Origin of the sequence: Streptomyces sp. NPDC090106 (assembly GCF_044747265.1) — a bacterium.
GTDB lineage: Bacteria > Actinomycetota > Actinomycetes > Streptomycetales > Streptomycetaceae > Streptomyces.
Window position 1 is genome coordinate 161,367 of the sequence record NZ_JBIVDS010000016.1, and the last position, 21,905, is coordinate 183,271.

Genomic DNA, 21,905 nt, shown 5'->3' on the forward strand with positions numbered 1-21,905 from the left:
AGTTTGTGTTTGTTTTTTTTTTGTGTTTTTGTTATGGTTCTGGCGGGCCGGCGGGGGGCCCCCCTCTTTTGGGGGGGGGGCGGGCGGGGGGGGGGGGGGGGGGGCCCCCCCCCCCCCCCCCGCGACGCCTTGATGCCACGTCGATGCGTGTTACGTCGTTCTGCGTTACGTCGATCGGCGTCACGTCGGTGGGCGCTACTTCGCCCACGGATCCCGCACGACGATGTCCGCCAGCGCCGAAGCGCAGCCGGAGAGCATCCGTTCGCCCTTCTCCCGGCTCGCCACCCTGGCGTCGCCCGCGACGCCGCGCTCGGTGATCCGGTCGAACGACACGGCCATGTACACCGGGTCGCTGGACTCCGCGGGCAGGGTGATCCGTGGTCCGTGCGCCTCCGTCAGGAACTCGCTGCGGATCAGGTCGGGATGGGCGGCCATCATCATGGACGTCTCCCCCTCGCAGGCGTGCATGAGACCGTCCTGGGTCTCCAGGGTCTCCCGCACCACCTCCCGTCCGGCGCCGAAGTAGCTGGCGAACGCGATCGGCGTCGACAGCTCCGCGGTCAGCTCGGTGGTCAGGGCGTTGAGGGCGGTCATGTTCCCGCCGTGCCCGTTGACGATCAGGATGCGTGAGAAACCCACCCGGATCACGGAGCGGCAGATGTCACGCAGCAGCGCGTGCAGGGTCGGCAGGCTGAGCGTGAGGGTGCCGCCGAAGGCCATGTGGTGCTCCGACAGACCCGTCGCGATCGAGGGGGTCACCACCACGCCGGTGCGCTCCGCGGCCAGCACCGCCGCCCGCCGGCACACCTCCGTCGCGAGGAAGTCGTCGACGCCGGTCGGCAGATGGGGGCCGTGCTGTTCCGTGGCCCCGATGGGCACCAGCACCACCGCGTCCCGTGCGGCCAGGGCCCGCAGCTCGGCGGCGGTCAGACGGTTCCACTGGACTTCGCTCATCTAGGACTCCTCCTGGACGTGTCCGACGCGGTGTGCGGGGCGCCGGTCGGTGGCGGGTGCGGGCTGTCAGAGGTGGTCGGCGTCGACCACGGCCTGGGCGAAGACGGTGGGCGCCTCCTGCGGCAGGTTGTGCCCGATGTTCGCGATGGTGCGGTGGTCGTAGGGACCGGTGAAGTGGGAGCGGTACGCGGAGCCGTCACCGGCCGGGGTGAAGGGGTCCAGGGCCGCGTCGAGGGTGATCGTGGGCACGCCGATGGTGGGCTGGGCCGCGAGCTGCTTCTCGTAGCGGTCGTAGCGGGGCTCACCCTCGATGAGGCCGATGCGCCAGCGGTAGTTGTAGAGCACGATGGCCGCGTAGTCGGGGTTCTTGAAGGCCTCGGCGGTGCGGTTGTAGACCGCGTCGGAGAAGTTCCAGTTGGGGGAGACGAGCGTCCACACGTAGCGGCACAGCGCGATGCGGTCCGCCTCGTTCTCCATCGCCTTCTTGCCCCGGTCGCTGGCGAAGTACCACTGGTACCACCAGTTGTGCTCGACGGCCGGGAGCGCGGGCTCCAGCTGCGCCTTGACGTTGGTGATGAGGTAACCGCTGGTGGAGACCAGGGACTTGACCCGCTCGGGCCAGAGCGCGGCGATGATGTCGGCGGTGCGGGAGCCCCAGTCGAAGCCGGCCAGCGTCGCCTTCTGGATCTTCAGGGCGTCCATGAAGGCGATGATGTCCAGCGCGATGGCGGACTGCTCGGCGGTGCGCGGGGTGTGGCGGGACAGGAAGCGGGTGCTGCCGTGGCCGCGCAGATAGGGGACGAGGACGCGGTAGCCCTGGTCGGCGAGGAGCGGGGCGACGTCGACGAAGCTGTGGATGTCGTAGGGCCAGCCGTGCAGGAGGAGGACGACCGGGCCGTGGGCGGGTCCCGCCTCGGCGTAACCGATGTCCAGGAGGCCCGCCCTGACGTGCTTGAGCGTGCTGAACTCGGTGTGGGTGCCGGGCGTGACGGTGGGCACGGTGGGTGCCGTCGAGCCGGCCGGAGTGGCCGAGGCGGTCGCGGCGGACGCGTTGGTCTGCAGGCCGGACAGCGAGACCGCGGCCGCGCCGGTGCCCAGGCCGACGGCCTTGCTGAAGGTACGCCTGTTGATCATGTGAAGCCCTCTCGTGCGTTTCCGGTGACCGGCGCGCGCCCGGGATTCCTCCCGTTCACAGCGGCGCCCCGGGATCACCGCGACTCTTGGCGCGATTGACCCTCGCGCATTATTCGTCACCAGTCAAGCAGGTGACGAAGTGCTGCGCTCGATGAAGCGGACGTGCGGTGGACCGAGGATCCGCGACCGCTCCTCCTCCGGAGCGGGCCGGCGGCACATACTCTCGTCTGTCGTCAAACCGGACACATCAGTCATCTGACGGTCGGACGCCGCCACCGACACCAGGTGTGCGGCGCACCGCATGTGCCGTTCGACGTCGCAGGTGAGCACACCGACGGCCGGACAGGAGCCGGGACCGTCCGGGTTCCTCAAAGAGGGCGCTCAGTCAATTGACTGAGCGCCCCGTCGGGAAGCACCGCGCCTAGGTGTTCTGTTCGCCTTCCAGCCTCGCCAGCGCGTCGCGCAGTGCGGCGCGTGAGGTGATGCCGAGCTTGGGGAACACCCGGTACAGGTGTGAGCTGACGGTGCGCGGCGACAGGTGCATCCGCTCGCCGATCTCCTTGTTGGTCAGCCCGATGGCCGCGAGGTCCGCGATCCGCCGCTCCTGCCAGGTCAGTTCGGCGAGATGCACGGACGGGCCGCGCGTGGCCAGACCCGACACCCGTAGTTCGGCCCGGGCCCGTTCGGCCCAGGTGGGTGCGCCGAGCCGTTCGAACGTCTCCGCGGCGAGGGTGAGGGGGAGACGGGCCGCTTTGCCGCCTTCGCTGTGGCGGAGGTGGGTGCCGTGGGCGAGGTGGATGCGGGCGAGTTCGAAGGGGAAGTGGGGGGCGGCGGGGTGGGTTTCGGCTTGGTGGTAGAGGGTTTGGGCTTCGGTGGGGTCGGTGGTGGTCATGGCGAGGGCGCCGTAGGTGGTGAGGGCGAGGCGGGGGGAGATGTCGGGGAGGTGGGCGTGGTGGGCGGCGAGGGCGTGGGTGCGGGCTTGTTCGGCGCGGCCGGTGTGGAGTGCTGCTTCGACGAGGTCGAGGAGGGTGCGGGGGGCTTGGTGGGCGTAGGGTTCGAAGGTGCCGGGGGGTGTGATGCCGATGGCGTGGAGGTAGGCGGCTTCGTAGTCGCCTTCGGCGAGGGCGGCGGTGGTGCCGACGGCGTCGGCGATCTGGGTGAGGAATCCGACGCCCCGGGGGCGGGCCCAGGCCTCGACCACGGCTTGTAGTTCGCGGGCGCGTTCGACGTCGCCCCGCATCGCGGCCAGCAACGCGACGTACGCACGCGTGTGATGAGCGAGCAACAAGTAGCCATGGGACGTCGTCAGTTCCAGGCAGCGCTGTCCGGTGCGCTCGGCCTCGTCCCACTCACCCACCGCGATCTGGTCGAGCATGATCAGATGCTGTGTGGTCATGCTGTTGCGCGCGAAGCCCGTCTCGGCCTCGCGGTCCACCGCGCGTTGCAGATGCGGCCGGTACTGGCTGAGGGTGTCCACGTGATAGGCGGCCACGCCCAGCCGGGTGACATCCCACGGATCCATCTCCGCAAGGCCGTCGAACTCGGCCTCCACTCGTGCTCCCACCCCGGCACCGTGCAGGACCACGTCGCCCCACGCGTCGCGGTAGGCCAGCGAGCGCGTGGGGACGACATCGCCCAGCGAGTCGAGCAGCGTGCGGGTCTGCGCCCACTGGGCCGGATCGGCGGCGTACTGGTCGATGGCCAGCAGGAGGTTGACGAGCCGGGTGAGCACCTCGGAGGCCCGGCCCGGCTCACGGTCGCGCAGCGTCTCGATCGCCGACGTCACCTGGCGATGCGAATGACGTACGTCCCCCTCCTCCCACAGCGCCATGTACGCCGAGGTGACCACGGAGGCCGGAGCCTCGTCCGCGCCCTCCGTCCGGTCGGAGCGGACGAGCTGTTTCGCCTGGTCGAAGAGGCCCGCGTGCCCGGCGAGGAACGCCGCGTCGCCGAGTCTGCGGGAGCGGTTCTCACGCTCCGCGCTCAACTCCGCGGCCCGGGTCAGCCAGGCCACGGCCGCCACCGCGCTGCCGCGCCGGGTCGCGGACTCGGCCGCCGCCTCCAGCACGGCCGCCACCTCCTCGTCCGGGTCGACCGTCGAGGCCGACAGATGCGTGGCCCGCCGCTCCAGGTTGTCGCGATGCACGAGGGCGAGCTCCGCATGGGCCGCGCGCCGCTGGTTGGGCGTGGCCGCCCGCACCACGCTGGAGCGGACCAGCGGGTGCCGGAAGACGAAGTCGCCGCTGACCGGGTCGGTCCTCAGCAGTCCGGCCGACACCGCCTCGTCGGCGTCGCGCATGCGGTACCGCCCCGGACCGGCCGCGGGCGCGCTCCCGGACGCCGCCCCGACGCCGTCGAGAGCGCCGCGCAGCAGCTCCTCCCGTACCCTGCCGTCCAGTTCGTCGATACGTGTGCCATAGACGTGTTGCAGCCGCCGGGGCAGCGGCAGCGCGGCGTCCTGGAGTCCCAGGGCCTCGGCGGACGCCAGTTGGGCATGCCCGAAGCGCAGATGGGCCGGCAGTTCGAGCAGCGCCAGCGGGTTGCCCTGGGCCTGCTCCAGCACCAGTCGGCGCACCGACGCGTCGAGACCCGGATGGCGCAGGTCCAGCAGCTGCCGTGCGGCGGTGTCGGAGAGTGCCTGGACCGGGAGCCGGGGCAGGGCCGCGGTGTCGAAGCCCGACGCGATGTCGGAGCGCAGCCCCACCACGAGCTTGGCCGCGACCCCGGTCAGCCGGCGCCCCGCGAAGCCGATCACCGCGACACTGGAGGCGTCCAGCCACTGTCCGTCGTCGAGCACCAGCAGCAGCGGCTGTGCCGAGGAGGCCAGGGACAGCAGGTCCAGGACGGCGACACCGAGCGACATGACCGACGGAGGTTTCCCCTCGCTCCGCCCGAAGACGGTGTCGAACACGGTGCGATGCACCAGATCCAGCCCGTCGACCGAGGGCAGCAGCGGGTGGAGCAGCTGGTGCAGGCCGGCGAACGGCAGCCCGGACTCCGCCTCGACGCCGGTGGCCCGGATCACCCGGTGTCCCGCCTCCGCCGCCAGCCGCGCGACCTGGTCGAGCAGGGCGCTCTTGCCCACCCCCGTCTCCCCGTTGAGGACCAGAGCCTGCCCCTCGGCGGCTGCCACGAGCGCGGACAGCTGCTCCCGTTCGTCGTCCCGGCCGATCATCGTGACGAGTGATTCCACGGCGCCCCGCTCCCTTTCCCCACCGGACCAGCCATGTGCGTGCGACTCCGAGCCTATGTGTGCGCGGCAAAACCTTCTCGGCGAGCGACACCGGCCTGGACGTGTGCGGGTGGGACTGCATGGGAGGCCGGAGCGTGCACTCCCAGTGGATCACATGTGACGAGGTCCTTGAGGGCGGGTCCGGCTGTCTCCCCTGGTCACGGCCGATGCCCATGACGAGGTGCGGCGACGCCGGTCGACGACCAGCTCGGTTCCCGAAGAAGGGCGCTCACCCGGATCACCCGGCCGAGTGCCCTGTGTTTTGGGACGATCGCCCTCGTCGCCCTCGTCGCCCTCGTCGCCCTCGTCGCCCTCGTCGCCGCCGTCGCGCCGGTCGCCTTCGCCGCCCCCGCTACCTGAGGCCGGCCATCAGCGCACGCATGTCGCTGATCATGGCGGCCTCGTAGGCGGACACCTCAGGAAGCCCGGGCTCCTTCGCGGCGCTGGCGGAGTCGAGATCACCCATGTAGTAGCTGGTGACGGACAGGCTCAGGGTCATGACCGCGGCCCCGTCGACCACCCTGAGCTCCGCGTGCCCGGTGTCCTTGGCGATCAGGAACGCCTCGTCACCGAGATCGTGCACCGGCCGTACCAGGTCCGACGCTACGACGCCCAGGTCCGTCAACCGACGGTCGGCGTCGAACTCGTCGCGGGGATCGGTCTTCTTGTGGAGGGCCACGGAGATACCGATGGTGGTGTTCCGCACCCAGTGCCCACCTGATGCTCCGGCCGACTCCTCCCCGGCATCCCTGAGGTAGGCGACGGAGCAGTGGACCTGGTCGAGAGCCGGGTGCTTCAACACGTCGTCATCGGTCACGTCGGGCACGCTCTTCAGCGCGAGCGCCTTCTGGAGCGAGGCCAACCGGGCCGATTTGCACGGCTCCTGGTCCAGCCGATACCCCCGCAGGTCCGTGCCCTGATCGCCCAGGCCGGCCATGAGAACCGTCACCGCCCAGAGCGCGCACGCCGTCGCCGCTCCGCCCAGCGCCCACAGCCACCGCTCCCGGCGCAGGAGGCGCACGGGAGACCGCCGCACGAGGTCGTCCATGACCTCGCGGGACTCCAGCGGGTCGAACTCCTCCGCCATCTCCGGATCGGATATCACTCTGCGCCTCCTCACAGCATGCACACGTGTGAGAGGCGATGATCGCACAGCCCGTGGTCATGGTTCGACGGTCACGAAACACCGCAGGACGATTCGACGGTCCCCCTCGTCACACCTGTCGTTCTTCGGGCGGTCGCCGCAGCGGCCCCGGTCGGGTCACCGCCGGCCCCGACCGCCCTCTGGTCGTTCGCGTTCCCGTCCAGAGGGATGGCAGCATGCACGAGAGCGCTCCTGGTGACAGATGGGACCGTGCGTACCAAAGCAGGGGGAACCGATGAACGCGCACGGCAGGTTCTCGTCCCTCGCCGCGGTCGAGAACGGACGGCCCGCACCGGCGCTCACCCCCTTCGCGCCCGGGCCAGGGCCCGGCGACCCCGGCTTTGTCGGCCGGGCCGCTGAACTGGGCGTGCTGCGGGACTTCCTGGTCGAGGCGACGGACCGGGGTGCTGCGCTGGTGGTGCCCGGGCAGGCCGGCGCGGGCAAGTCGGCGCTGCTGGAAGCCGCGGTCCGGGCGGCGAGGGCCGAGGGCATGCGAGTCCTCCGGTGCACCGGCATCCGCGGCAGCACCCCGCCCGACCTGTCCGGCCTGCTCGAGATCATCTGGCCGGTGCTGACGAACCCGGCGGACGCGGTGAACCCGGTAGTCCTGGCGCACCCGGCGCACCCGGCGCGCCCGGCGGACGCGATCGACTCAACCGGCCCGACCGGCCCGACCGGTCCGAGCGGTCCGACCGGCTCGAACGCCCCGACCGGTCCGAGCGGTCCGACCGGCTCGAACGCCCCGACCGGTCCGACCGGTCCGACCGGCCCAAACGGTCCGACCGCCCCGAGCGACTCAACCGCCCCAACCGGCCCGAGCGACTCAACCGCCCCGACCGGCCCGCATCGGTCACCAACCGCCGACGACTCGCGCGCTGCCATGGATCTCGACGCGGCGGATCTCGACGCGCTGTTCAGCGTGCTGGTCGACGGTGCCCCGGCGCCGGGCGGCGGACACTCCTGGACGGCCTTCACCGTTCTCGAGGTGCTGGCGGTGGTCAGCCGCGCCGGACAGCCCCTCCTGGTGGCCGTGGACGACTGGGACGCGTTGGACGAACCCAGCAGGCACGTCCTCACCTTCGTCGCCCGACGGGTCCAGGGCCTGCCGCTGGGCCTGCTGATGACCACACGCCCGCGAAACACCCTGCCCGACCCCACGACCGGTCTTCCCGCACCTCCCCACCCCACGACCGGCCTTTCCACCCTGCCGCTCGGCCCGCTGTCTCCTGCCGAGTCCACTCTGCTGCTGGCCTCGCGACGCCCTCATCTCGGTGCGGAGACCGCGCGTGAACTCCTGGCGATCGCGGCCGGCAACCCCCTGGCACTGCTGGAACTGCCCGTCCTCTCCGAGGACGCACGACCCCGCATGCCCGCCTCCTCCGACCGGCTGGCCGCAGCCATGGCGCCGGGTGCCGCGGCCCTGCCCGCCGGGACCAGGGACCTGCTGCTGGTCGCGGCACTGCACCCGGAGGCGGATCTGCCGCTGCTCCTGTCGGCCGCGTCCCGGCTCGGCGGGGTGGAACTGGAGGTCGCGGCACTGGACCCCGCGGAGCGCGCGGGCCTCGTGACGTTCGACGGCCCGCGGGCGCGCTTCGGTCACCCGGCGATGGCGGGGGCGGTCGTCCACGGCACCGACCCGCGCCGGTGCCGGGCCGCGCACGCGGCTCTGGCGGCCGTTCTGCCACCCGGCTCGGTACGGATGCTGTGGCACCGGTCCCAGGCGGTGGACGGACACGACCCGAAGCTGGCCGTCCGCCTGGAGGCGATCCAAGGTGACGCGCTGGAGCAGTGCGAGCCGGCGATGGCCGTACGGTTGCTGCGGCGCGCCGCCGACCTCCACCTGAGCCCCGCCGACCGGGGCCGATGCGCGCTGCGGGCCGCCCAGCTCGCCCAGCTCCTCGGGCTGGAACGCATGACCCGCACCATGGGGCACCGCGCCCTGCGCCACCCGCTGGGACCCTTGGGCACCCTGTGCGCCCAGGCCCTGACCTTCGTCGAGCACGCCGATCCCGGCCCTGGCCTCCCGGATCCCACCGACCCGGCCGGCTGGCCCACCCCCGTTGGTGCGGACGAGCAGGAGAACGCCCTGGAGCTGGCCCGCATCACGGCGCCCGTTCTCGTGGGCGACGACGAGCGATGCCAGGCGCTGCTGGCCTTCCTCGACGGGATGCCGGAGCGTGCGGACGACTCCCGGTGGCTGCACGCCATGGCGATGGTCAGCCCGCTGGACCGGGCCGGCACCGTCCTCAAGGGCATGCCCGCCGACCGGCATCTGCCCGACCTGCCCGTGTACGACATCGAGCGCCTCGGGCAGGCCGCGATGCTGACCGGCGACCCCGTCCGAGCCATGGACCTGTTCCGGCAGGCGGAGCGCCGCCGCTTCCACGCCCAGCCGGACCAACTGCCCTGGGCGCTGCTGCGGCAGGGGCTGGCGCATGTGGCCATGGGCAGCTGGGCCCAGGCCGAGCACGCCTTCCGGCAATGCGCGAAGCTGGCCGACAGCGCGTACCGCCAGGGCCACCACGCGGCGGCTGCCCGCCTTCTGCTGGACGCCGTACGGGCTCTGCGCACCGGGACCCCGGCGGGTCCGCGCGGGGCCCGTGATCTGACGGCGGCCAGGCGCTCGATGCCGACGATCGACTCCGTGCTCGCCGTCTGCACCGCCTGGGTCCTCGTGGAGGGCGGCGACAACGCATCGGCCCTTCCCGCGCTGTCGTCGCTCCTCGACGCCCCGCGTTCGCGCTCGATCGCCCTGTTCGCCCTCGTGGCCTTCGCCGAGGCCGCCAAGGCCGAACAGGCCTCCGTAGAGGCGCTCGCGACGCTCGACCGCCTTGAGAGGGAGCTGGGCGCGCAGTGTCCCCCGGCGGTCGCCCTCCGGTTCACGGTGGCCCGGGCCGTGCTCGCGGACGAGCACGACGCTCAAGAAGCGTTCAAGCGGGCCTTCGGTGAGGATCTGACCCGCCGGCCCTACCTGGAGGCGCCGCTGCGGCTGGCCGAGGGCAGGTGGCTGCGACTGCGGCGGCAGTTCGCCGACTCACAGGCCACCCTGCGCCAGGCGGCGGCCGCCTTCACCATGCTGGGGGCCGAGGCACGTGCCCCGCGGATCGCCGAGGAGCTGAGGGCTTCCGGCGAACGGGCGGAGGGCGCGGCCACCGGTTCGTCCCGGCCCGCCGCGGTGCGTGACCTGCTCACCGCCCGGGAACTGCGGATCGCCGAACTCGCCGCCCGCGGCCTGTCCAACCGGGCCATCGGCGAACAACTAGGCCTCGCGCCACGGACCATCGGCGCGTACCTCTACCGCATCTTCCCCCGTCTGGGAGTGACGTCCCGCGCACAACTGGCCGAGACGCTGAGGGACCTGGGAGACCCGAGCGACCTGGGGGACCCGAGAGATCTGGGGGACCCGCACACACCCTGACTCCTTCCTCGTCAGTCGGCCCGGAACCTCGCGGCCAACTGCGCCCGTGAGGAGACGCCCAGCTTCGGGAAGATCTGGTACAGGTGCGAGGCGACCGTACGCGGTGACAGACGCAGTTGTTCCCCGATGGCCCGGTTGGACAGACCACGGGCGGCCAGGCGGGCGATGGTGAGCTGCTGCGGCGACAGCAGCCGGGAGAGGTCGTCCACGTCGTCCTCGGCAGGCGGCTCGGCGGCTGCCCAGCCCGTCGCCCGCAGCTCCGAGGCGGCCTGTTCGGCGCGCGACGGGGCGCCCAGAGTCCGGAACAGCGACTCGGCCGCGGACAACGGCGTACGGGACACCGTGACGCGCCGCCGACGCCTGAGCCAGGCGCCGTACCCGAACTGGCTCATCCCGTGCAGCAGCGGCCACATCTCGATCCCGGGCCGCAGCACGCGGAGGTGGCGCTCCTCCGCTTCGCCGTCCGGGGCGAGCACCGCGTCCGCGTAGTCCACGATCCGCTCCAGCAGAGGGGAACACCCCGCGCGGGTCAGCCCCGCGACATGGTCGACGACGGTCCCGGCATCGGCCTGCTCACCGGCGGGCAGCGCCGCCTCCGCAAGGAACGCGAGTCCCCAGAACTGCTCGAAGGCGTACGGCGTCGTCGGGTCCGCGAACAGAGAGCGCAACCGGACGTAGGCCTCGGCGTAGCGGCCCGTGCCGGACGCGGTGAGCGCGCGGGCCAGGACGGCCAGGCTGAGCTGCCGGCTCTGGCCGAGACGCAGGGAGGACTCCTCGACCTCCGCGGCGCACTCCGACGCCCTGTCGTACTCGCCGCGCAGAGCCGCGACGATGGCCAGCATGCCTGTGGCCCGCGCCGCCCAGTCCTGCTGTGCCGTCCCCTTGGCGATCATCCGGCTCTCCTCGGCCAGCGCCAGAGCCGTGTCCCACCGGGTTCCCAGCCAGATCTGGCACATCGTCCGCGGTACGAGCATCAGCGGCAGCTGCCCGTACCGGCCTGCGGCGCGGAAGGCGCCCTCCACCTCCTTGAGGAGCGGCTCGGCCAGTTCGAAGTCGACGGTGAGGGTGGTGACTTGACTGAACAGGCTCCGCCCCTCGACCTCGGAGGGCCGGGGGACGGGCTGGGGGACCGGTGGCCGGGGCACTCGCAGGGGGTCGATCAGTGACAGCACGACGAGGTACCACCCGTCCCGGGGCCCGGACCGCAGCTCCTCCGCCGTGCGCAGGACCAAGTCGCGTTCCCTCGGCCCGACTTGCTGCCACCGGCATCTGCGGGCCGCCGCGAGCAGCAGCTTCCGGGGGAGTGCGGGATCCTGCGCGGCGACCGCGCGCGCCGCCTCGCACAGCTCGTCGATCCGTTCCCCGCCGACCGCGCTGCTGCCCGGCAGCAGATCGTGCACCCGCAGCAGCAGGGCGCGCCCGAACGTGTTCAGCTCGGTCGGATCGATCTGGCGCACCAGCCGCAGGGCCTGGTCCACCAGGCCGTGGTCACCGGCCAGTTCGGCGGCCCGCAGCAGTCGTACCGCCCGGCTTTCCGTGTCCGGCGAGAGCCGCGCGGCAGCCTCCAGCGCGGCGAGCGCCACCAATACCCCGGTGATCGAACGCGGACCGGTCGCCGGCCGTTCCAGCCGTTCCGCGAACGCCTCGTCGGGACCGGTCGTGCCCTGGGCCGCGTGCCAGGCGGCGTGGGCAGGGCTGCCGAGGCTCTGCCCGAGCGCGGCGTGCGCGGCCATACGCCGCGCGGTCGAGGCCAGTCGCAAGACGGCCGGCCGCATCAGCGGCTCATGGAAACGGACCCGAGAGCCGTCGCCTCCGACACCTTCCTCGGCTTCCGCGGCGCTTTCGTCGACGACCAGTCCGCGAGCGACGAGCTCCGCGAGGCCGGCGCGGGCAGCACGCTCGTCGCCACCGTCGCCACCGTCGCCACCGTCGCCACCGTCGCCACCGTCGCCGAGGAGGGAGCCGCTCGCGCGCAGGATGTCCCCCGTGCACGGCGAGGCGCTCAGCGCGGCGGTGAGCAGTACCTCGCGGGCGGGTGGCGACAGCGTGGCCCAGTCGTACGCGTACGTCTCGGCCAGGCGTGGTGTCGCGGGCAGCATGCCGAAACCGGCCGTGTCCCCGAGCGGGCCACCACCCAGGGAGAGCTCGGTGAGGGCGAGCGGATTGCCGCGCGCCACGGCGAGGACGAGCTGCTCCTCGCCGTATCCGGTGACCCGTCCGGTTCGGGCGACGAGCGTGCGGGCGTGCGGGTCGGGCAGCGGCCCGAGTGACACGGAGAGGCCGTGCGGACACAGCGGTGAGTCGCCGCCGGTTCGCTCGGCGACGACCATGCCGACCGGCCGCGACCCCGACCCCGACCGTGACCCCGACCTCGATGTCGGCCCGGTCGGTGTCGAGTCGCAGAGCCCTGCCAGGGCGAGCAGGGCATCACGGCTCGCGGCGTCGAGCCGCTCCAGGTCGTCCACGCACAGCAGCACCGGCTCCGGCAGCGTGGCCAGCAGCCTCAGCCCCGCCGCGGCCAGCTCCGCGGGGTCGGGCGCGGTGACGCCGGTGAACGCGGCGCGCACGACGGCACGTTCACGGTCCGGCAGGTCGCCGACATGTGCCAGAACAGGACGCAGGAGGCCGTGCAGGGCGGCATACGTCAGCTCTTCCTCGCCAGGTGCCCACGCCGTAGACAGCACACGTATGCCCTGCCCGACCGCTTCGGCCGCGGCGAAACGCAGGACGGCGGACCTGCCCGTACCGGGCGCGCCGCTCAGGTGGAGCACGCCGCCGTTCCCGGGCAGGCCGGTCAGGAAGGAGGCGACCAGCTCCTGCTCCCGCTCCCGGCCGACCAGGCCGGTGGCGTTCGAGCCGGTCTCTTCCGCCGTGCCGACGTGCGCGCTGATCACGTCTCCTCCGCTCCCCCCGCCGACCGCAGATCTGCCCGCCTGCCCGCCTGCCCGTGTGCCAGGTCGCCTCTATTGTTTCAGGCCGGACAGTCCGCGCCACGTGGTCACCCCTGCGCCTCGTCCGGTGCTTCTTCCGTGACCCCTCGGTCCTCGCCGTCGGCCGCCGCCGTCGCGTACAGGACACGGATGTCGACGGCGGCCCCGGACTTCAGACGGCTGAAGACCCAGTCGATGGGATGGCACTCCCGGGCGTCGGGCAGCACCACGACGAAAGGGGCGGTCGTGGGGTGGGTGGCCGGGGCGGGCCGCCAGGTGCCACCGATGTGCCGGATCACGATCTCGCCGAGGTAGCAGCCGAAGCCGACGAGTGATTCGCCCATCTCCTCGTCGCTCACACCCTCGGCCCGGAAGCCGTCGACGATGTCCTCCACGACATCGATGCTCTCGGGACTGTAGTCCAGCGTCGCGTCACTGATGTCGGCCGCTGCCGCCACGATGGCGGCAGCGAGCTCAGGCGGACTACCGGGGTCGAGCGGGGGGTTCAGGTGCACCTGCATACCGGTCCTCGGGCTGTTGCCGTCAATGAGGTCAAACTAGCGGCAGAACACCCGTCTACACATGTGGCAAAGGCCGACGGGAAATCGCCAGAGTTCCGGAGTGGCCGAAAGGCGCCCGAGGTGTCCCGTGCGGACGCCTTGAGGGTCACGAACCTCGCCTTCCCGGTGTGCTGAGGGCTCACATTCCCAGTGTGCTGAGGGCTCACAGCCGCTCGCACCCCGCCAACGCGCGAATGTGCCAAGGTGGTTGCCGTCCTTGGCAACGCAACAGCGACATTGCCGTCCATACTCCGACGATGTCCCGTGTGTCGAGTGAACATGCGGACACATGTGAGAAGGAACGCCACACCTGATGTGGATCACGTGTGACAGGGTGCACGGTGGCGAACAGGCCCCCACTCCCGGGCGCGCCCGCCTCACTCTGGAGCAACAGCATGCAAGGTCCGAGACGCCGACACGGCGGCAGAAGAGCGACGCTCGCCCTCGCCGCCACCGTCGCCCTCACCCTGACCTCCCCCTACACCGCCACAGCGGCCCCGGCCGCGGCGTCGGCTTCGGCCGCCACGCCCGTCTATCAGGACACCGGGTACTCCTTCGAGGAGCGGGCGGCCGACCTCGTCTCCCGGATGACGCTGGAGCAGAAGGTCCGCCAGCTCATCACCAACGACGCCCCGGCCATCCCCAGCCTCGGCGTCCAGGGCTACACCTACTGGAGCGAGGCCCTGCACGGCATCCAGTCGCTGGGCAACTCCAAGAACGCCGGGGACGACACCTCATGGCCCGTCAAGGCCACCGGATTCCCGACCTCCCTGGCCACCTCGATGGCCTGGGACCCAGCCCTCCAGTACCAGCAGGGTTCGGCGATCTCCGACGAGGCCCGCGGCTTCCTCGACAAGTCGCTGTTCGGCACCGGCCGTAACAACCTCGGCAGCTCCGCCGACAACTACGGCGCCCTCACCTACTTCGCCCCGACCGTCAACAACGACCGTGACCCCCTGTGGGGCCGCCACGACGAGTCGTACGGCGAAGACCCCTACCTCCAGGGCCAGTTGGGCACCCAGTTCGTCGACGGCTTCCAGGGCCAGAACACCGACGGCACCTCGATCAACGGCTATCTGAAGGCCGCCGCCACGGCGAAGCACTACGCCCTCAACAACGTCGAGGACTCCCGCACCGCCATCAGCTCCGACGTCAACGACTCCCAGCTGCGCGACTACTACACCAAGCAGTTCGCCACGCTGATCGGCGACGCCCATGTGGCCGGTCTGATGACGTCGTACAACGCGATCAACGGCACGCCCGCGGTCGCGAACACGTACACCAACAACACGCTCGCCAAGCGCACGTTCGGCTTCAACGGTCTCACCACCTCGGACTGCGGCGGCGTCGGCACCACGTACAAGCTGCCGAACGACGGCCACAACTGGGCGCCCGCGCCCTGGTCCACCAACGGGTCCAAGACGGACCCGCAGTGGATCAACGACGAGAGCGGCGAGACCGTCGACGCCCGCGCCGCCGGCCAGGCCTTCGCCCTGCGCTCCGGCAACGACCTCAACTGCAGCGGCGACGAGATGACCACCGCCAACGTGATGGAGGCGGTGCGCGCGGGCCTGCTCAGCGAGGACGTCCTCGACACCGCGCTGGTCCGGGTCTTCACCGTCCGTATGAAGACCGGCGAGTTCGACCCCGCCGACAGCGTCCCGTACACCTCCATCGACAAGTCGGTCATCCAGAGCGCCGCCCACGTGGACCTGGCGACCAAGGCCGCCGACGCCTCCATGGTGCTGCTGAAGAACAGCAACCTGGCCGCGACCGGCAAGCCGCTGCTGCCCCTGAAGGCGTCCGCGGTGAACAACGTCGTCGTCCTCGGCGACCTCGCCGACACCGTCAGCCTCGGCAGCTACGGCAACGCCCCCGACCAGCAGATCTCCATGCGCAAGGGCATCACCGACGCGCTGAAGGCCGCCAACCCCGCCGCCACCGTCACCTTCGACGCGGCCGGCACCAGCACCACCAACACCGCGGCCGTCACCCTCAGTTCCACCACCCAGGCCGCCGTCAAGGCCGCCGACGTGGTCGTCGTGGTCGCCGGCACCGACCAGAACACCGCTAGCGAGGGCAAGGACCGCGGCAGCCTCGCCATGCCCGGCAACTACAACTCCCTCATCGACCAGGTCGCCGCCCTCGGCAACCCGAACGTGGTGCTGGACATCCAGGCCATCGGCGCGGTCGACATCTCGGCCCGCCAGTCCAAGGCCGCCTCGATCCTCTACAGCGCCTACAACGGCCAGAGCCAGGGCACCGCCCTCGCCGACGTCCTGTTCGGCAAGCAGAACCCGCAGGGGCACCTGACCTTCACCTGGTACAAGGACGACTCCCAGCTCGCGGGGAAGAACAACTACGGCCTGACCCCCGCCGAGTCCGACGGCAAGGGCCAGACGTACCAGTACTTCACCGGCACGCCGTCCTACCCGTTCGGCTACGGCCTGAGCTACTCGACGTTCTCCTACTCGGCCGCCACCGTCGACAAGAGCAGCATCACCGCCGACGGCACCGTGAACGTCTCCTTCGACGTCACCAACACCGGCACCACGGCCGGCGCCACCGTCGCCCAGCTCTACGCCACGAACACCTTCACCGTCTCCGGCGTCACCCTGCCCAAGCAGCGCCTGGTCGGCTTCAAGAACACCGGCGTCCTCGCGCCGGGCGAGAAGCTGCACGTCACGCTGCCGGTCAAGGCGTCCGACCTGAGCGTGTGGAACCCGGCGACGAACAAGCAGACGGTCTTCCCCGGCGCCTGGGCACTGAAGGTGGCCTCCGACTCCGCCACCGCGCAGAGCACCGCCACCGTCACCGTCTCCGGCACCCTCACCCCGAAGGTCTCCACCGTCACGGTGCAGCCCGGCCAACTCGTCTTCCACGCGGGCGAAACCCTCGACCTGACGAAGAAGAACCCCTGGATCAAGGACGACACCGACCCGGCCAAGGAGCAGCGGGACACCTCCATCACGGCCGACGACATCGTCGAGGCGGTCAACAACGACCAGTCGATGGTGAACCTGGCGAACGCGTCCGTGACGTACGCCAGCAGCGACCCGGCCGTGGCCACCGTCAACTCCGCCGGTGTGGTCACCGCGGGCGCCGACGGTGTCGCCACCATCAAGGTGACCGTGGGCGGCGTGACCGGCTCCATGGTGATGGTGGTCAAGGACTCCTTGGCCGTGCACGCCCCGCAGTTCGTGACGGCGGGCCAGTCGGCGACGGTCACCACCACCCTCACCAACGGCACCGGCTCCGCGCTCGGCGGCGTGAACGTATCGATGCCGGCCCCCTCCGGCTGGACCGTCAAGGCCACCACCGCGACCTCGTTCACGACCGTCGCGGCCGGCTCCGCGGCCACCACCACGTGGCTGGTCACCCCGCCCTCCGACGTGGCCTCCGGCGACTACCCGCTGACCGCCACCGCCACCTACACCGGCGGCTCCTACACCGCCGACGCGACCCTCCTGGTGCCGTTCGCCTCGCAGAAGGCGGCCTACACCAACGTGGGTGTCACGGACGACTCCGACCGCACGCCGGGCAAGTACGACGGCGGCGGGTTCAGCTTCTCCGCACAGGCCCTGGCCGCCGAGGGCCTCGCCCCCGGCAAGACGTTCACGCACGACGGTCTGACCTACACCTGGCCGGACGTCGCAGCGGGCACGCCCGACGCCATCGACACCAAGGGGCAGGCGGTCCTGATCTCCGGCACGGGCGGCGAGCTCGGCTTCGTCGGCAGCGGCACCAGCGGCCCCGCCCAGGGCATCGGCACCATCGTCTACACCGACGGCAGCACCCAGCAGTACGGTCTGAGCTTCTCCGACTGGTGGGACAACCAGAACGTCGCCCAGGGCGGCGACCGGCTCGGCACCTACGCCTACATCAACTCCCACGACGGCAAGGTGGACCAGAAGGTCAGCCTCTTCACCACCACGGTGCCGCTCGCCCCGGGCAAGACGGTCCAAGCCGTGATCCTGCCCCGGTCGGGCGAGGCCGGCACCCCGCAGGGCCACATCTTCACCATGGCCATCGGCGGTGTCTCGCACACCCCGGCCCCGCAGCCGGACGGCCCGACCGGTCACATCACCGGCCAGGGAGACAAGTGCGTCGACCTCGCGGCCGGCCCCGCCGCCGGTGTCCAGGCGGTCCTCGCCACCTGCGACGACGACGCCTCCCAGCAGTGGACCATGGGCGCCGACAAGACCGTGTGGAACCAGGGCAAGTGCCTGGCCACCGCCGAAGGCGGCACCACCAACGGCACGGACGTCGTCCTCGACTACTGCGACGGTTCCAAGGCCCAGCAGTGGACGGTCGACTCCACCAACAGCTACCTGGTGAACGCCGCTTCGGGGCTGTGCCTGGAGAACATGAACGGCAGCACGGCGGACGGCAACCCGCTGATCATCTGGACGTGCAACAACGGCGACGTGGGCCAGAGGTGGACGGTCCCGACCGACGTGTCCGGTCCTTCGGGCCGGATCGCGGGGTACAACGGGAAGTGTGCCGAGGTGACGGGTGGTGCGACGGCTGACGGTACGGCGATCCAGCTGAACGCGTGCGGTACGGGTACGCAGCAGGTGTGGACGGCCGCGTCGGACGGCACCCTCCGTGCGTTGGGCAAGTGCCTGACGGTGGCGGGTGGTGCGACGGCGGACGGTACGCAGGCGCAGTTGTCGTCGTGCACGGGTGCGACCTCGCAGAAGTGGACCTCCGACGCCAAGGGTCAACTGGTCGGCACGCAGTCCGGCAAGTGCCTGGACGCGACCGGGCCCAGCTCGGCCAATGGCACCAAGCTCCAGATCTGGGCCTGCGCGGCTTCCGACAACCAGCTGTGGAGTGTGCCGTCCTCGCGTCCGACGGGTGTGATCAGTGGTTATGGCGGTAAGTGCGCCGAGGTGGCGGGGTCGTTGTCGGCGAACGGGACGGCGATTCAGCTGAACGCGTGCGGGACGGGCAGTGGTCAGGCCTGGACGGTCGCGTCGGACAGCACGCTGCGAGTACTCGGTAAGTGCATGACGGTCGCGGGTGGTGCAACGGCGGACGGTACGGCCGTACAGCTGTCGACCTGCACCGGTGCGACCTCGCAGAAGTGGACGTCGGACGCCAAGGGTCAGTTGGTCGGGACGGGTTCGGGCAAGTGCCTGGACGCGACCGGCCCGAGCTCGGCCAACGGGACCAAGCTCCAGATCTGGACCTGCGCGGCCAGCGCCAACCAGCTCTGGAACCTCCCCACCTGATCAGTCGCCCCTTCCCACCGCGGAACATCGTGTTGCGCAGACACACAAGGCACATAAGGCACATGAGACACATGAGACACATGACACGTAGAAGACACAGCGGCTCCGCCCCCGCACTGGGCCTGGCCGCCCTCACCACGCTCGCCGCGCTGACCGTGAGCCCACCCGCCGCGGCAGCCACCACCGCCGACACTCCCGTCGTGGTGAACGGCGGCACCGTCCTGCCCGGCCGTGTCGCCGGAAAGACCGGCGCGGTCGGCGTCACCTTCGGCTTCTCCGACATCACCATGGCCGGCGGCCCCTACGACCAGCCGGTCAACAAGAACTACAACCAGCCCATGTACCAGCCGAAGGCCGACGACCCGGCCTCCTTCTGGGACAACTACGTCGAGGAACTGGTCACCGCGGGCGTCGACTTCGTCGCCGTCGACCTGCGCGGCTTCGGCCCTGAGAACGCCGTCCCGGACGGCGCCGGAGACCCCCGCGCGCTGACGCCGCTCATCGACGCGATCAACCGGCGCGGAGTCGCCGACAAGCTCAAGATCGCCGCACTCGACGACACCCCCGCGACCCTCACCGACAAGAAGAACCGGGCCGTCCACCACACCGGTGGCTACTCCCCGCCCTTCGACATCGGCGACGCCGACGGCACCGGGGAGGGCGGCTACAAGTACTTCTGGGACTACAACCAGCGCGAGTTCTTCTCCCGCGTCCCCTCCGACATGCTCTACAAGGTCGACGGCAAGCCGCTCGTCTACGAGTGGTCGATGAACGACTTCGCCTTCAGCAACCAGGGCAACGGCAACCTCGCCAAGCTGCTCCAGTACGCCCGCAGCCACGCCAAGTCGGAGTTCGGCTTCGAGCCGTACTACGTCGTGGACAGCAGCTGGCCGGACCGGGACCCCGCCGTCATCTCGCAGATCGACGGCATCAACAACTGGTTCCAGCTGCCCACGGGCTGGTCCAACATGACGTACCAGCCCATCATCGACAACGGGCAGCTGAAGTTCGACGGCGCCTGGGACTACCAGACCTCGGACGGGGCGGGTGACTACAGGAACACCTACCAGAGCACGTCCACGGCGGGTGCCTCGGTCACCTACTCGTTCATCGGCACCGGTGTGCAGTACCTGGCCCGGACCACGAGCGGCGCGGGCAGCGTCGACGTGTCGATCGACGGTGGCACGGCCACCACGGTCTCGCTGTCCGGCACCACCCTGAAGACCCAGCAGACGGTCTTCGAGAAGAAGGACCTGACCGAGGGCACCCACACCGTCAAGGTGACCGCGAAGGGCGGCAGCCCGGTCACCGTCGACGGCTTCAAGGTCCTGTCCAGCCGTCCGACCTCGGTCAACGGCCGCACCTACGGCGTCGCGACCCCCGGCTTCCGGGTCGTCAACGACGACGTGAACATGGTGATGGATGCCGACCACGGCAACCACCTGAACCGGACGTTGGACGGCACGGTCAACGGCGGCGCGGACATCACCCTGGTCGAGGGCTTCACGGACTGGGAGGAGAACGCGATGGTCGCGCGCACGGCCGACGGCTCGTACGCGGATCGCCTCACGGACCACCCCAACCAGATGATCGACATCGTCCGGCAGTACTCCTCGGACCCGTTCCCCACGAGCCTCAAGATCGAGGCGGAGACGGCGGACGCGTACACCGGGGCCACTCCCGGCTCCACCTGGGGCGTCTACCGAGCCGGTGACATCGACGTCCAGCCCACCGGTGACACCGGCGGCGGCTGGAACGTCGGCGACATCCAGGCCGGCGAGACCCTGACCTGGAGCAGCGAGCCCATGCAGGGCACGGTGAAGCTCTCCGCCCGGGTCGCGACCCCCAACGACAACGCCCAGGTCCGCTTCGTGGTCGACGGCGTGGCCGGACCGACCGTCACCGTGCCGAACACCGGCGACTGGCAGAGGTTCGCCACCGTCGACGCGGGCACCTTCCAGTTCGCGGCGGGCACTCACCACACGGTCCGCCTGGAGTTCCCGAACGGCTCGCTGAACGCCAACTACTGGACGGCGACCACCCTCAGCCCGCCCGCCACGCCGGCTCCGGTCGGCCCGACCGGTCACATCACCGGCCAGGGCGACAAGTGTGTCGACCTCGCGGGCGGCAGCGTCGCGAACGGCACCCAGGTCGTGCTCAACACCTGCGGCACCTCGACGACCCAGCAGTGGGCGGTCGCCCCCGACAAGTCGCTCCAGGTCCTCGGCAAGTGCCTGACCACGCAGGACAAGGGCACCGACAACGGCACCAAGGTCCAGATCGCCGCCTGCGACGGCTCCAAGGCCCAGCAGTGGACGACCGACGCCACCAACGGCTATCTGGTGAACGCGCAGTCCGGTCTGTGTCTGGAGAACTCCAACGGGAGTACGGCGGACGGGAATCCGCTGATCATCTGGACCTGCAACAACGGTGACGTCGGTCAGAAGTGGAAGGTCCCGGAGGACGTCGCCACGGGCCCGACGGGACGGATCGCGGGGTACAACGGCAAGTGCGTCGAGGTGGCCACCGACGGTTCGGCGATTCAGCTGAACGCGTGCGGGACGGGCAGTGGTCAGGCCTGGACGGTCGCGTCGGACGGCACGCTGCGGGCGTTGGGCAAGTGTCTGACGGTGGCGGGTGGCGCCACAGCGGACGGTACGGCCGTACAGCTGTCGACCTGCACCGGCGCGACCTCGCAGAAGTGGACCTCCGACGCCAAGGGTCAACTGGTCGGCACGCAGTCCGGCAAGTGTCTGGACGCGACTGGGCCCAGCTCGGCCAATGGCACCAAGCTCCAGATCTGGGCCTGCGCGGCTTCCGACAATCAGCTGTGGAGCGTGCCGTCCTCGCGTCCGACGGGTGTGATCAGTGGTTATGGCGGCAAGTGCGCCGAGGTGGCGGGGTCGTTGTCGGCGAGCGGGACGGCGATTCAGCTGAACGCGTGCGGGACGGGCAGTGGTCAGGCCTGGACGGTCGCGTCGGACAGCACGCTGCGAGTGCTCGGTAAGTGCATGACGGTCGCGGGTGGTGCAACGGCGGACGGTACGGCCGTACAGCTGTCGACCTGCACCGGTGCGACCTCGCAGAAGTGGACGTCGGACGCCAAGGGTCAGTTGGTCGGGACGGGTTCGGGCAAGTGCCTGGACGCGACCGGCCCGAGCTCGGCCAACGGGACCAAGCTCCAGATCTGGACCTGCGCGGCCAGCGCCAACCAGCTCTGGAACCTCCCCAGCTGACATACGAACTCACCGGCACCGGATCGGGCGGAGACATCTTCTGCCTGGTCCGGTGCCTTT

At 70.8% G+C, this 21,905-nt stretch carries 9 protein-coding genes; 3 read left to right on the plus strand and 6 right to left on the minus strand.

Translation table 11 applies throughout. The features are described from left to right. Positions 1-195: 195 nt before the first annotated feature. The 4 genes from ACIPSE_RS39445 to ACIPSE_RS39460 all read right to left on the minus strand — a co-directional run bounded on the left by ACIPSE_RS39445 (position 196) and on the right by ACIPSE_RS39460 (position 6,425). Positions 196-954 (minus strand): creatininase family protein, encoded by a 759-nt coding sequence (locus tag ACIPSE_RS39445; RefSeq protein ID WP_401672906.1) that lies wholly within the window; start codon positions 952-954, stop codon positions 196-198. Between the two features lie 66 nt (positions 955-1,020). Next, on the minus strand, positions 1,021-2,088 hold the full coding sequence (locus ACIPSE_RS39450; RefSeq protein ID WP_401672908.1) for an alpha/beta fold hydrolase: 1,068 nt from the start codon (positions 2,086-2,088) through the stop codon (positions 1,021-1,023). Between the two features lie 421 nt (positions 2,089-2,509). Next, complete coding sequence (locus ACIPSE_RS39455; RefSeq protein WP_401673032.1) at positions 2,510-5,263, minus strand: AAA family ATPase; 2,754 nt, start codon at positions 5,261-5,263, stop codon at positions 2,510-2,512. A 409-nt stretch (positions 5,264-5,672) separates the two neighbouring features. Beyond that, positions 5,673-6,425, minus strand: coding sequence for a hypothetical protein (locus ACIPSE_RS39460; RefSeq protein ID WP_401672910.1), 753 nt, complete (start codon positions 6,423-6,425; stop codon positions 5,673-5,675). 274 nt (positions 6,426-6,699) lie between these two features. On the opposite strand from ACIPSE_RS39460, the gene ACIPSE_RS39465 reads away from it, so the two are divergent. Continuing rightward, positions 6,700-9,882, plus strand: coding sequence for a LuxR C-terminal-related transcriptional regulator (locus tag ACIPSE_RS39465; RefSeq protein WP_401672913.1), 3,183 nt, complete (start codon positions 6,700-6,702; stop codon positions 9,880-9,882). An 11-nt stretch (positions 9,883-9,893) separates the two neighbouring features. On the opposite strand, the gene ACIPSE_RS39470 is transcribed toward ACIPSE_RS39465, so the two are convergent. Both ACIPSE_RS39470 and ACIPSE_RS39475 read right to left on the minus strand, forming a co-directional pair. Then, the gene (locus tag ACIPSE_RS39470) at positions 9,894-12,776 is read right to left on the minus strand and encodes an AAA family ATPase (RefSeq protein ID WP_401672915.1); all 2,883 of its coding nucleotides are present in this window, start codon (positions 12,774-12,776) and stop codon (positions 9,894-9,896) included. A gap of 104 nt (positions 12,777-12,880) precedes the next feature. Then, positions 12,881-13,333, minus strand: a complete 453-nt coding sequence (locus ACIPSE_RS39475) for a hypothetical protein (RefSeq protein ID WP_401672918.1) — start codon at positions 13,331-13,333, stop codon at positions 12,881-12,883. A 434-nt stretch (positions 13,334-13,767) separates the two neighbouring features. On the opposite strand from ACIPSE_RS39475, the gene ACIPSE_RS39480 reads away from it, so the two are divergent. Together ACIPSE_RS39480 and ACIPSE_RS39485 are read left to right on the plus strand one after the other, a co-directional pair. After that, the gene (locus ACIPSE_RS39480; protein WP_401672920.1) at positions 13,768-18,609 is read left to right on the plus strand and encodes a ricin-type beta-trefoil lectin domain protein; all 4,842 of its coding nucleotides are present in this window, start codon (positions 13,768-13,770) and stop codon (positions 18,607-18,609) included. 80 nt (positions 18,610-18,689) lie between these two features. Beyond that, positions 18,690-21,845, plus strand: a complete 3,156-nt coding sequence (locus tag ACIPSE_RS39485) for a DUF5010 domain-containing protein (RefSeq protein ID WP_401672923.1) — start codon at positions 18,690-18,692, stop codon at positions 21,843-21,845. The last annotated feature ends 60 nt before the right edge of the window (positions 21,846-21,905 follow it).

Bases quoted from the DNA above. Each gene is read 5' to 3' on its own strand.
- ACIPSE_RS39445 (WP_401672906.1), bottom strand. From the start codon at position 954: ATGAGCGAAGTCCAGTGGAACCGTCTGACCGCCGCCGAGCTGCGGGCC.
- ACIPSE_RS39475 (WP_401672918.1), bottom strand. From the start codon at position 13,333: ATGCAGGTGCACCTGAACCCCCCGCTCGACCCCGGTAGTCCGCCTGAG.
- ACIPSE_RS39485 (WP_401672923.1), top strand. From the start codon at position 18,690: ATGACACGTAGAAGACACAGCGGCTCCGCCCCCGCACTGGGCCTGGCC.
- ACIPSE_RS39480 (WP_401672920.1), top strand. From the start codon at position 13,768: ATGCAAGGTCCGAGACGCCGACACGGCGGCAGAAGAGCGACGCTCGCC.
- ACIPSE_RS39455 (WP_401673032.1), bottom strand. From the start codon at position 5,263: ATGATCGGCCGGGACGACGAACGGGAGCAGCTGTCCGCGCTCGTGGCA.
- ACIPSE_RS39465 (WP_401672913.1), top strand. From the start codon at position 6,700: ATGAACGCGCACGGCAGGTTCTCGTCCCTCGCCGCGGTCGAGAACGGA.
- ACIPSE_RS39450 (WP_401672908.1), bottom strand. From the start codon at position 2,088: ATGATCAACAGGCGTACCTTCAGCAAGGCCGTCGGCCTGGGCACCGGC.